A 12,772-nucleotide genomic window follows, 5' to 3' on the forward strand; every position below is an offset into this window, starting at 1 on the left:
TGACGTGCCGCCACGCACAGTGGCTAACAGTGATAAAGAGAAAATCCGACTCTCGCAGACCACTAACGCCGAAAGCAGCACCCCGGCATTGACCCGAACCGCTAACCCTGAAACCTAGCAACCCGGCACCAACCCGAACGACCAACCCCAGCCCCTACGCCGTAGCCGCCCCGCCCACCCCGCGCCCTGTGCGCATATACATCGCGACTGTCAACGCCACCCCCGCCGCCGACGCAACCGCTGCGAACAGATACACAGAGCTAAACCCGAACTCCCCGGCGACATACCCAGCCAGCGGCCCCGTCACGCCCAGTGACAAATCCAAAAACACCGAATACGCCGACAACGCCGCGCCACGGCTAGCCGGCGGCACAAGCCCGACCGCTTCCACGCCGAGCGCCGGAAAGATCAACGCGAAGCCAAACCCGGTCAACGCGGCGCCCGCGAGCGCGAAGGCGGGATCGGCGGCAAGCCAGAGCATCAGCAAGCCGACGCATTCGAACGCAAACGACACAATAGCCACGCGAAAGCCGCCGAAAACCTTGATGGTGTTGGCAAACAAGAGCCGCGAGCCGACGAACATCGTGCCGAACACGGTCAGCGAAAGCGCTGCGTCAGGCCAGTTGTGCGCGGCATAAAATAGCGTGATGAACGTGGCGATCGACCCAAATCCTGCGGACCCCAGCGCGAGTCCCATGCCATGCGGCAACACGCGAAAGAACACGCTGCGATAAGACATCCGCTCGCCATGCACGATCGGAACCGCCGCCATGCGTGTGGCGAGCCAGTAGCCAAGGCCGCCCAGCGCGATGACGAATACACCCAGCGACGCAAATCCGAGCGAGCGTTCCATCGCCACGCCCAGCGGAGCGCCGATAGCCAGCGCGCCATACGTGGCAATGCCGTTCCACGAGATCACCCGTCCGCTGCCGGCGGCGCCAACCCGTCCAATACCCCATGTAATCGCGCCGGTTCCGACCCAGCTTTCGCCGAAACCCAACACCAGACGGCCGACGATCAGCAACCCCAGGCTCATCGAATGCCATTGGGCCGCGAGCGCCGCGCTGAGCAGCAGCACGCCACTGATCGCACAGGCGGTCAGCCCGTACAGCACAGTCTGCTTCGGTCCGATAGTGTCAGCCGTGCGCCCGGCGAGCGGCCGCGAGGCGAGGGTGGCGAAGTACTGGACGCTGATTGCCACGCCTGCCATCACTGATCCGTAGCCAAGATCCGTATGCACGAAACCAGGCAGCACCGCGAGCGGGACACCGATTGTCAGATAACAAATGAACGTGAACGTGACGACCGAGATGATCCGCCCGGTAATGGCAAGATCGGCGCGTCGGGAGAGCGGGGCTTCGGTGGACATTGGGGTAAGTGCGGGGTTGATATCGCTGAAGAAGCGTGATTGTCCCATAGGTTGGGCGCGAACGTTGCCCGCCGGACGTCTTTTCAGGATACGCAGAATAGCGTGGAGGCTTGTCGGAGAAGGGTTTGCGGGTTTTGTGCTGCGCAAGAAGAATGTGTGGCTGGCGCGCAACCGGCCGGCATCGGGCAAAGATGCGGGTAACGCTTACCGGTTTTCTGCGCCTGCGGACTGCCCGGTCAACTCCAGGGAGACGTCGCCCATCAGCGATTGCAACCAGATCAGGTCGGTGGGACGGCTCACCTCGGGCAAGGACATCAGATAACTTTCGATAGGCGGAAACTCGATCGGCGACTCCATCACCACCAGCGGCAACAGCGCGGCGTAGTGCAGCGCGAAGCGTCGCGTGGCGGTGAAAATCAGGTCGGATTGCAGCAGCACTTGCGGTACGAGCCCGAAATACGGAATGGTCGCAACAATGCGTCGCCGGATGCCCGCGCCTTCCAGGCCTATATCGATCGGATGACGTTTCGCGCCGCTGTAAGTGGTAGGCGCGAGATGCGCGGCGAGCGCATAGCGCGCCGATGTCAGCGGTTCGCGCGCCAACGGATGGCCGCGGCGCATGAGGCACACGAAGCTGTCGGTGAAAAGATCATGGCGCGCAAAACGCGGCTCGGGATTCTCCCAGTTGCCGACGACTACATCGAGATCGCCTTCATCGAGTGCACGTTCGTGATCGAGCGTCGGCGTCAGCGACTCAATCTCCAGCCGCGCATTGGGAGCCGCCGCACGGAACGCGCGAATCAGCGTCGGCATGAAAAAGTCGTTCAGGTAATCGGGCGCGGCGACCCGGAATGTGCGCCGTGACGTGGCGGGATCGAAGGCGCCATGCGGCGTAGCGACAAACTCGACCTCGCGCAACGTGCGCTGCACAGCCGGCAGCAGCGACGCGCCGTACTCTGTCGGCACCATCCCCTGTTTGCCGCGCACGAGAATAGGGTCGCGCAGCAGTTCGCGCAGTCGACGCAGCGCCGTGCTGATGGCGGGTTGCGTCTGTCCCAGGCGCAGCGCGGCCTGCGTCACGCTGCGCTCGGTCAGCAGCGTTTGCAGCACGCGGATCAGCCAGATGTCCAGGGAATCAGGGGCGGAACTGGCGTAATCGGCGGGATCAGTCGGATCGGTCATAGAGCGCGGTTTTCGGGCGGACCCTTGGGGGCTTTGTGGTGCGTGGTAATTCGCGCAGCAATTCGCGTTGCAATTCGTGGCGGGTCGATCAGGCTTTGTGCACGCTCGATCGGGAACGTACTACGTTAAGCCCGACCGGACGCTCACGCCATAGCGTGAATGCTATGAATGGGATAGGGCCCGATCGGGGTCGACCGCCAACCAGCGCGGTTCGAACCCGCCAAACCTCACTGCGCGCCGCTTACACAGCCGGCGCGGTCCGCGGCAAATTGCTGATTCGCTGCACTTCCGCGGCCTCCAGCCAATTCGGCGAACGCGCGACGTACAGCACCATCGGCAGCGTGTCTTCACCCCAGAACAATTGCTGGTTCACCACGAAGGTCGGCACACCGAACACGCCGAGTTCCACCGCGCGCTCGACATTCGCCCGCAACGTCGCCTTGACGTCCTCGAGTTCGATCATTTTCGCGCCGTCGGGCAGGCCCACATGGCGGCACAGATCGTCGAATCCCTGTTCAGTCGACGGATCGCGGCCTTGCTTCCAGATGAACCGGAAAATCTCGCGGATACAGCCGATTTCCCCGCCCGACGCCACGGCGAGACGCAAAGCCTTGCTGGAATCGAAGGGATGCGACGGCGGCATTTTGAACGGAACACCCAGTTGTTCGGCGCGAAAGAGCGCGTACCGATACATAAACACGCGCTTCGGTGGAATGGTGCCGGGCATCGGCTGGCCCCAATGCTTGAGGAGCTGCAAATAGTCGATGGGCAGAATCTCGAACGGCATGTTCGGCCACTTTTCATGCTGTTCGAGCAGCAGATACGAAAAGGGCGAGTTGAAATCGAAAAAAAAGTACGGCTGGCGCGGATCGATGGAAGGCGAGGCGCTCATATGAATCTCCCTGGTGCGTTGCTCGTCGCGGAACCCGGTGATTCGGGTTACCGTCGTTTCTTCTTTCGATATTACGTGGTGTGCTGAACGCTGTCTCCTTGAGCGTCGAGTGCGGCGGCCTGCGCGATGGTCAGCCGCTGCCGCACAAAGCCGATATGCTCGCGCAGCACATAGAACTGGTCGGCGTAGGCGAGCGGCATTTTCATCTGGTTGACCGTGTTCTCGATTCCGTCCACCCGCTCGATCAGCGCCTCGCGCTGGGCCGGTTCGGGGTCGCTCATGGCCTCGCGTTCAATGCCGATCAGCGCGCCGTAGATCTTGTAGATCCGCGATTTCACCCGCCAGCGGTACAGCCCCGGCACGAGCCGCAAACCCGGAATCAGCACCACGATGATCGGCACCAGCAGCACGATCACGCGATCCGCCAAGCTCGCGATCCAGAACGGCAGCGTCCGGTAGAGGAAGCTTTTCCCCGACTTGTAGTAGCGCTCGGCGTCGTCGCTGATCCGGAACTCGTGCTGGAGCGGCGCGGGAAATTCGTTGGCTGTCTGCAACAGGTTTGGGCGTCCATGCACCTCTTTCGCGGCTTCGATCAACAAGTCGGACAGCGCCGGATGCAGGCCGTCGCGGGCGATCAGTTCGGCAGTCGGCGCGATCAAATGGATAGGATGCGGCGGCACGTTCTTCGCCAGATCGAGGACGCCCATTGGCAGGGCGATGACCTTCAGGTACGGAAAGCGCCGCGCATAGGCATCGGCTTGGGAGAAATCGAAGAAACGCATGCCGGGCGTGCGAAACAGCTTGCCCATGGTCGGCGGCTGCGCGGAATCGCCCGTGAGAAAGGCAGCGTCAATCGTGCCGTCCGTCAGCGCCTTGGCCGCCTCGTCACCGCTCAACGGCAGCAATTCGGTGTCGCCGCCCGGCTCGATGCCATTCGCCTTCAGGACCGCCAGCGCGAGCGCGCGCGTGCCGCTGCCTTCGGTGCTGATGGCGAGCCGCTTGCCTTTCAATTCCGAAAGCCTCGTCAGCACCGGTCCACGATAAAACACCGCCAGTGGCACATACGCCACGCTGCCGAGCGAGACCAGATCTTCGTGCTTGTCCGGCGAACCGGGCGCCGACATGCCGCCCTGCACGAAACCGACATCGACGTTTTGTTTCGGATCTTCGAGCTTCTGCAGGTTATCGAGCGAACCCTGCGACTCCAGCACGTTCAGCGTGACGCCGTTGCGCGCGAGGATCCTTTTGTACTGCTGCGCGTCGTTCCAGAACGAACTGCCCTTGGTTCCCGCCGACATCGTCAGCGTACTGGGCGGCGCGGGCTGGATCAGGCGCACGGCGAGATAGATCGCGGCGGCGCTGATCAGCAAAATGGGTCCGAACGATATGGCGAGGTCGCGCCACGAGATCGCGACGAAACGCGCCATGGTCGGAGGCATGCGCCGGGTGCGAGGTTTCTTCAGGGGTTCTTTCAGCGGTTCCTGAGCGGGAGGTTCTTGGCCGGGAGTTTGAGTCATTGTCGGGTTCGGTGGGGCGGGGACCTGCGTTGACGCAAAATCGTTAAAGCAGCGGATCTTATAAACACGAAGAAGAAAGGGAAAACCCTCGCTTCACTTCATCTACTAAACAATAGGAGAGGGTTAAAAATACCGACCTCCTGCGCGTTAAGCCTTTTTACTCGGTCGCAGCGGTGAAATATGCCTGTGCTAATAATGTCGAAACGTCTGTCTTTACATTTATTGGCCGCGCATTGCCCGAGCGCTGTTGCAATTTTCGCCGATGGTACATGATCATCCGTGCCGTTGGATCACGGGCAGGCCCTAAGCCGGTATGACAATATGGGATAAGTACGGTCGAGTCCGCGCTTCATCGTGTTAAATGCTTTGCGCTTCTCGCAAGGCTGGATTAAATTGACGTTCGCCGCCTTAGAACCAGCATCCGCGCCGCCAAACCGGCATTCGGAGAAATGCTCCGAGCAGAACCGGCCGCGTCGCATGATGTGCAGCAGCTTATGTCCTTGAGCCAACGGTCATGACACCCGTATAAGAACGGCCGGGCATTTGTTTTTTTTCGCCAGTCTCTCGCAACACCGTGTCGCCAGCATCGCCGGTCTGTTTGTATCGTATGTGCGTTGATCGTCGGGTCTTCGTTTGTGCAGTCAGACCGCAAGATGTCGTAGCAAGCCGCTGGGTTGATGCGGTCCAAAGAAGTACAAGAGCAACACTTTGCGAAGTCCAAAGCGAAACAAAAGGAGAAGTCATGAAAGTAGTCGATATGTTGAAGGCGCTGAGCGTCGTGGTGTGCGTCGCAGTCGCGTCGAGCGCTTATGCTCAATCAAGTGATGCCATGGCCGCGCCGGACGCAGCAATGTCGGCCAAGACCACCAAGAAGGTCAACCGCAAGCTCGGCCTCGATGTGCGGCGTGCGTTGAGTAAGGCACAAGGTATCGACGTGTCGAACATCTTCGTGCGCGCGCGCGGCGGTGCAGTCGTGCTGACGGGTACGGTGCCGGACGGCGCGCAGATTCCGAAGGCAGAGGAAGTGGCGAAGGGCGTGAGCGGCGTGACCTCTGTATCGAACAAGATTACTCTGGGTCAGCCGAACGGTGGCGGAGGCTGATATTTTTGTAAGCCTTGGACTGCGGCGCGTCGTTGCAGCGGTTTTGCAGCGTGTGACGCGGTTTTGTCCAGTGGTTTAAATAACGGGTTCCGGTGCTTTGCACCGGAACCCGTTATGCGTTAGGGGCTCAGGCATGGGCTCAAGCTTCCTGGTTGAGAGCAGGCGCTAAGTTCGCGATGTGTTTCGAAAGAAGTACGCCGAATGAAAACTACGAGCTGGAGAGCGACGATGAAACGATTCCCGGGTGCCGCGGCGCTTGCCCTGGCAATGGTGGCGTTCGGCCTCGCGGCCTGTCACGGCAACGATGACGGCAATGGCAATAACAATAACAATGGTTCGCAGGCGAATGCGCTGCCGAACTTCATCTCCGGCAGCGTGCGCACGCAAACCTACGACGGCACGACCGATGATCTGCTGACCGCGGGGCTGGGCAAGGACGGGCTGGCATCGGCAACGCCTCCTGGCATTTCCAACCCAGCCGCACCGAGCGCCGCTGACTTGCGCCGTCTCGCGATCTACTCGAACTATCGTGCGCTTGTGGATATGTCCGCCAATGGCGGTTATGGGCGCTTCTGGGGGCCGAACGTCGACCTGAACGGCAACGATACGCTTGGCGAAGGGATGATCGCCGGCAAGGAGTATCTGGCTTTCGCCGACGACGGCAGCGGCACGCTCAACGTGAGTTTGCTCGTGCAGATCCCGGCGAGTTTCAACCCCGACCAGCCGTGCATTGTCACGGCCACTTCGTCTGGGTCGCGCGGCGTCTACGGGGCGATATCGGCGGCGGGGGAATGGGGCTTGAAACGCGGCTGCGCGGTCGCTTACACCGATAAAGGCACCGGCAACGGCGCGCACGAACTGGCGACGAACACGATCACGCTGATCGACGGCACGTTGCTGAACGCCGCGGCTGCCGGCAAGACCAGCGTGTTCACGGCGAACCTCGGGAGTACCAATCTTGCTACGTTCAACGCGCAATTCCCGAATCGCTACGCGTTCAAACACGCCCACTCGCAGCAGAATCCGGAGAAAAACTGGGGCACGAATACGCTCCAGGCGATCCAGTTCGCGTACTGGGCGCTCAACGATACCTACGGTCCGCTCAACGGCACTTCGCATCAGATCCGCTATAAGCGCGGGGATGTGACGACCATCGCGGCGTCGGTAAGCAATGGCGGCGGCGCGTCGCTTGCGGCCGCCGAGCAGGACACGCAGGGTTGGATCACGGCGGTCGTCGTGGGTGAGCCGCAGATCAACCTGAACGTGCCATCGCAGGTTTCTGTGAGGCAGGGCGGCGTGCCGGTGGCATCGTTCGGCCGGCCGCTTGCCGACTACATGACGCTTGCAAACTTGCTGCAGCCTTGCGCAGCGCTGGCGCCGGCCGCAGCGGGCGCGCCGTATCTCTCGGCGTTGCCTCTGACCACGACTGCGTCGATCCGGGCGGCGCGCTGCGCGTCGCTGGCCGTGAACGGCGTGATAAGCGGAGGCGACGTGACCAGCCAGGCCACCGCTGCACTCGCCCAGCTCCATCAGGCCGGATATCAGACGGACTCTGACCTCCTGCAGGCGCCGATGTGGGATTCGCAGGCCGTGCCGGCGGTTGCCGTGACGTATGCCAACGCGTACACGCAGTCGAGCGTCGCCGATAACCTCTGCAACTTCAGTTTCGGCATGACTAATGCCGTGACGGGGGCGGCTGGCGTCAGCCCGTTGGTATCGCCGATGCCGACCGTGTTCGGCAACGGCAATGGCGTGCCGCCGACCAACGGTATCAGTCTCGTCTACAACACGGGAAATTCGGGCGCGGCGGACCATCGATTCGCTACCGCCGACGCAAGTTTCGCCGGCGCGTTTTGTCTGCGTGGCTTGTGGACGAATGGCGATGCAAGGATGACGGCGAGCGTGAATGCGATCCGCGTGAATGCAAATCTGCGCGGAAAGCCGGCGATCATCGTGCAGGGGCGCTCGGATACGCTCGTGCCGATCAACCACGCCTCACGCCCCTACGCCGCGATGAACAAGCTGGCCGAGGGCAATTCAAGCAATTTGTCGTTTTACGAGATCACGAACGGCCAGCATTTCGATGCGTTCCTGAGCGTCGCGGGCTTCGATACGCGCTTCGTGCCGCTGCAGTACTACAACCTTCAGGCGCTGAACCTGATGTGGGCGCATTTGAAGAACGGGGCGCCTTTGCCGCCGTCGCAGGTGGTGCATACGGTGCCGCGGGGCGGTACGGCGGGGGCGGCGCCGGCTTTGTCGATGAACAATCTGCCGGCGATTTCGGCGTCGCCTGGAGCGAATGCGATCACGTTCGGCGGTGGCGGAGTGAATGTGCCGAATTGAAGGTGAAGGCGGTCTTGATCTCCCAATAACGCACCGGGCGGCCCTTGCTTTGCAGTGCTTTAAGGCGTGGTCGCCGATGCGGCCATCGGCGCGGAAGCCGGAGTAGCCGCCGTCACGGCCGTGGCGCTGGCACCGGGGCTGGCGGCTGACACAGCGCTCGCCGCACCGGCTTTCAGTTCTGCACGAGCGGCAGAACTTGCGGCCGGCGTTTGCACGACGATAGGGGTTGGCGTGAGCTCCGGTGAATTCAGGATCAGCGATGGCGCAAGCGCCTCGCTGCTGACGTTCTCGCCGGCGATGGGCGAACTGCGGGGCACCGTCTTCAAATAATGCCCGACCAGGCTAAAAAAACGATCGTAGAACTTGCCTGCCGGCACGGTTTCGCTGGAGATTTTCACCATCGAATCGCTGTTCGAGCGGATCGGCAGCGAGAGCGAGCCGAGCACGCTCAATCCCACGCTGGCCGAGGTATCGCTTTTCTTCAGCGTATAGCCGTCCTGCACCGCGTTCACATACGCAATGCTCGTATTACTCGCGTTCTCGCCCGCCGTGCAGACCACATGAAACGACACCACCACATGCGTATCGGCCGCCGGCTGGAAGTTTTTGGTGGCATCGACAGTATCGGGTTGCGGCATGGTCGTCACGTAACCCTGGCTCAGCAGAGCGCGGCGCGAGGCTTCGCAGGTTTCGCGGCTGGTGGCATCGTAGTTGTGAGCGAACGGGCTCGCGCCCGTCGAGAACATTTCCGCCTGATAGCTGGGCGTGGGCGCGTCCTTGCTGGCGCACGCGACGAGGGCGAGGAGGGGCCAAGCGAGCGAGAGACGGGAAATTGAGCGGGCAAGCGGGTTTTGCATGACGGGCGTCTGGATGAAACGAAGGACTTCGGCGGCCTAGATTGTAGTGCGCCGCGCGTGTCGACGTAAAAAGCAAGAAATTGCCGAGCCATCGCGTGCCGCTGCCACACTCGCGAGAACGCTTGTCCAACGTTTCGAAGCGCGTCAAAGCGCCGACGGATTCCCCTTGCTCTAATTGTCCGAAGTATCGACGTTCAAGCGCTCTTGGCGGGAGCACGAGGATTCGTGATCAGGTCGAGCAAGCAACCTTGCCCGGAATCCGCGATGCCAGGCGGTCGAACCGATCATTGGACATGTGAAGCAATTCCCGGCGCACTCATGGAGGAAACGCGGTCACGTGCGGCCAGTGGTGGTTTACGCGCATGGTTTTTAGCGCTTAGGCTATTGATCGCGCTGGCTGCTGCGTGCGATTGTTCGCCTGACTCTGGTAGCGGCATTTTTGTTTTGCGTGGCTGTGTGCATGGTGTGCGCCTGGATGTGAGCCGCTTTTCGTTACCGTGTTCTAACCCTTCGAGCTGTCCCCTCGTTGTTCCCTATTGCAACTACAGCTTCGTCCAAGTTCGCGTGCTGAATTGTGGGGCGCTGACTTACCTATCGTCGCTCGGCGTTCTGGCACGCGCGACGCATAAAGCGCACACGAAGACGCCGATGAGCACGCCGATGAAAAAGCATGCGGCGTGCGTGAAAAAGCTGAACATCAAGTAATCTCCTTATCGGTCGAATATTGGAAAATGGTGGCAGCGCAGACCAAGACAAGTGCATTCGATCAGACACAGCTTATTGCCTGGTTCCCTGACATATTCCGATACTCCGGCGCGCCACGGCGAGATAGCTTACCTCACAAGCCTTGCCGGACATTTTTCGAACTGAATCCGCTGTCGTTTTTCCTTTCAGTGGTTGCTTGTGCATCGCGACAAGTCTCCCCGGCGTCATCGCAATGCGGCGCTCGCGCGCGCGGTTTTGTGTTTCTGCTTTAGGCTCCTGCTTTGTGTTCCTGTTCAGAAGGAACGCTGGGAGAGACAGGCCGGAGCTAAACAAAATTCTACGTCTGGCTCGGGTTGCGTGCCGGCGGTCCCCTCGGCCAAGTAATGCGCGTCTTCCGGGAACGAATTCAGCGCAGGATCGAGTGGAGTGAGCTTCTAGAATGGATTGCGATGAACAAACGGGACGCCCGCCGCATTCGTCAATATACGGAGGAGTTTGAGAGCATGGCTCTTATTGGGCCACATGTGCTCGCTCGTCGCTTTTGATACATCGATAAACAGCTAGGTGGGTGAATCGGCATCGGTATTATCGTTATGGTTAACTGTATATTTGATTAGGATGGCTATGTGATGGTGTTTTGCGAATCGAGATAAAGGATCGCTGCGCCCCCGCACGCGCTGGTGACGACCATCGCGGTGTCGAGTTCGGATTCGACGACTGGGCTACGATCGACGAATCCATGATTCGTGCGCAACGAGACGCCCTCTGCAGCGTCAGCAGGCGACGAAAAGGCACGGGTCCGTTCGCCATAGCCGTTGCGCGCTAGTAGCGAAGCTGCATGAGCGTATCCGCAACCTGCGCTGCGCCGCTTCTGCATAGAAAATAACGATTATTGGTGCAGTCTTGCGCTGTCATCGCGACTAAGAACTACGGACTCCGAATAGGAGCTACTTGGCAAAGCGAACGCACGACAAGCCCGGTCGTATGGTCAAGCAAAAGGCCGGGTTGGATCGCGAAATTCTGTCGGTCGGTTTGAGCATGGCGCAAAACAAGTTCGCGCACAAAGCAGAGCGGTAGGCGACGGTACGCGACTGCATGTGTCAACACGCGCTAAGCAAACCCGTCTCAGCGCTGCGTCGCGTGCTGGGAGGTTGTGCCTGAGACGCTCGTGTGACGGATGCATATGTGCGAGCACTGCATGCGATCTAAACAGGGCATCGTTTATTCTGATCGATGCGCATATGCCTGGAACGGGCGTAGCGGCGAGACTCAAACGCTCTAGCGTGGTAACGCCCGAAGTCGAGATCCGTGGCCTGGGATACGCCTTGCTATAGCGTCGCAGGATACTTGGCAGCGGGACAAACAAGCGGTGCACGTGCCTTGCGGCGACGCGCACCGTGGTGAATATTTTCCGTCGACGAGCACCTGCGAAATAACGCAATCGCGATGCTGGTCGACCGGCCGCTTGGTCGCAACGTAGCGTGGTCCGGGAGGACACAGCGGTAGTTGTCGCCGTGTCCACTCGTTTCGCGCAAAAGCGTTGTTTACTTCAGTGATTGCCGCCACCGCCACCGCCACCGCCACCGCCACCGCCGCCGCCGCCGCTACCACCACCGCCGTGGCCGCCGCCGTGACCGCCGCCGTTGCCACCGGCACTGCCGCCGTTGCCACCGCTGCCACCGCCGCCGTTGCTGCCGCTGTGACCACCGCCGTGACCACCGCCGTTGCCACTGGCACTGCCGCTGCCGCTGCCGCTGCCGCCACCGCTGCCGTTGCCACCGCCGCTGCCACCGCTGCCATTGCCGCCGCCGTTGCCGTTGCCGTTGCCACCGCCGCTGCCATTGCCGCCATTGCCGCCGCCGTTGCCGCCGCTGTGACCGCCGCCGTTGCCGCCGCTGTGACCGCCGCCGTTGCCGCCGCCGTGACCGCCATTGCTTGCGCCGCCGCGGCCACCCGCACCGTCACCGCCGTTCGAACCATGGCCTGAGGATCCGCTACCGGGTCCACCATTGTTGCCATGACCTTCACCGTGGCCATCGCCATGACCAGCGCCTTGACCACCGCTATGGCCGTCCCCGTGCCCAGCGCCTTGACCGTCGCCACGACCAGCGCCGTGGCCATCGCCAGTGCCTTGACCGCTGCTATGACCATCGCCGTGACCGTCGCCATGGCCAGAGCCTTGGCCACCGCTATGACCGTCGCCGTGGCCAGCGCCTTGACCGTCGCCATGCCCGTCACCGCGACCAGCGCCTTGGCCGTCACCATGACCGTCGCCGCGACCAGCACCTTGACCATCGCCGTGACCGGTGCCATGCCCGTCGCCGTGGCCATCGCCATGCCCGTCGCCGTGACCATCGCCGTGCCCAGCGCCTTGACCATCACCATGCCCATCGCCGTGACCGGTGCCATGCCCGTCGCCGTGGCCATCACCATGCCCGTCACCGTGACCATCGCCGTGCCCAGCGCCTTGACCATCACCATGCCCGTCGCCGTGGCCAGTACCTTGACCATTGCCATGCCCGTCGCCGTGGCCATCGCCATGCCCGTCGCCATGGCCATCGCCGTGACCAGCACCTTGCCCGTCGCCGTGGCCATCGCCATGCCCGTCGCCGTGGCCATCACCATGCCCGTCGCCATGGCCATCACCATGCCCGTCGCCGTGGCCATCGCCGTGCCCGTCGCCGTGACCATCACCATGCCCGTCGCCATGGCCATGGCCATGCCCCGCGCCGCTTCCCGTATCACCACCCGTGCTGCCGCTCCCGCTGCTGCCGTTCCCGCTGCTGCCGTTCCCGCTGCTGCCGT

Annotated in this window: 9 protein-coding genes; 3 read left to right on the forward strand and 6 right to left on the reverse strand. The window is 61.8% G+C overall.

What is annotated here, in order from left to right:
- Positions 1–154 precede the first annotated feature (154 nt).
- The 4 genes from GSQ93_RS31855 to GSQ93_RS31870 form a co-directional block, all read right to left on the reverse strand.
- Positions 155–1,369, reverse strand: a complete 1,215-nt coding sequence (locus tag GSQ93_RS31855) for an MFS transporter (RefSeq protein ID WP_158939927.1) — start codon at positions 1,367–1,369, stop codon at positions 155–157.
- Positions 1,370–1,573: 204 nt separating this feature from the next.
- On the reverse strand, positions 1,574–2,551 hold the full coding sequence (locus tag GSQ93_RS31860) for a LysR family transcriptional regulator (protein WP_158939928.1): 978 nt from the start codon (positions 2,549–2,551) through the stop codon (positions 1,574–1,576).
- 241 nt (positions 2,552–2,792) lie between these two features.
- The gene (locus tag GSQ93_RS31865) at positions 2,793–3,443 is read right to left on the reverse strand and encodes a 2-hydroxychromene-2-carboxylate isomerase (protein WP_158939929.1); all 651 of its coding nucleotides are present in this window, start codon (positions 3,441–3,443) and stop codon (positions 2,793–2,795) included.
- Between the two features lie 71 nt (positions 3,444–3,514).
- A complete protein-coding gene (locus GSQ93_RS31870) occupies positions 3,515–4,882 on the reverse strand; it encodes a TAXI family TRAP transporter solute-binding subunit (protein WP_254074179.1) in 1,368 nt (455 codons plus the stop codon).
- A gap of 820 nt (positions 4,883–5,702) precedes the next feature.
- Here GSQ93_RS31870 and GSQ93_RS31875 point away from each other — a divergent pair.
- Positions 5,703–6,062 carry a BON domain-containing protein gene (locus GSQ93_RS31875; RefSeq protein ID WP_158939931.1) on the forward strand — a complete coding sequence of 120 codons (360 nt, stop codon included), beginning with the start codon at positions 5,703–5,705 and terminating at the stop codon, positions 6,060–6,062.
- Positions 6,063–6,290: 228 nt separating this feature from the next.
- On the forward strand, positions 6,291–8,405 hold the full coding sequence (locus tag GSQ93_RS31880; RefSeq protein WP_158939932.1) for a D-(-)-3-hydroxybutyrate oligomer hydrolase: 2,115 nt from the start codon (positions 6,291–6,293) through the stop codon (positions 8,403–8,405).
- Between the two features lie 59 nt (positions 8,406–8,464).
- Here the strand turns inward: GSQ93_RS31880 and GSQ93_RS31885 are convergent, their stop codons facing one another.
- On the reverse strand, positions 8,465–9,262 hold the full coding sequence (locus GSQ93_RS31885) for a DUF2242 domain-containing protein (protein ID WP_158939933.1): 798 nt from the start codon (positions 9,260–9,262) through the stop codon (positions 8,465–8,467).
- A gap of 318 nt (positions 9,263–9,580) precedes the next feature.
- Here GSQ93_RS31885 and GSQ93_RS31890 point away from each other — a divergent pair, with 318 nt between their 5' ends.
- Complete coding sequence (locus GSQ93_RS31890) at positions 9,581–9,967, forward strand: hypothetical protein (protein WP_158939934.1); 387 nt, start codon at positions 9,581–9,583, stop codon at positions 9,965–9,967.
- A gap of 1,278 nt (positions 9,968–11,245) precedes the next feature.
- On the opposite strand, the gene GSQ93_RS38575 is transcribed toward GSQ93_RS31890, so the two are convergent.
- Positions 11,246–12,772: hypothetical protein (locus GSQ93_RS38575; protein ID WP_174254706.1), on the reverse strand; the 1,527-nt coding region annotated here is incomplete at its 5' end.

The sequence above is a fragment of the Burkholderia sp. S171 genome, from assembly GCF_009766085.1.
In the GTDB taxonomy this organism is placed as follows: Bacteria; Pseudomonadota; Gammaproteobacteria; order Burkholderiales; family Burkholderiaceae; genus Caballeronia.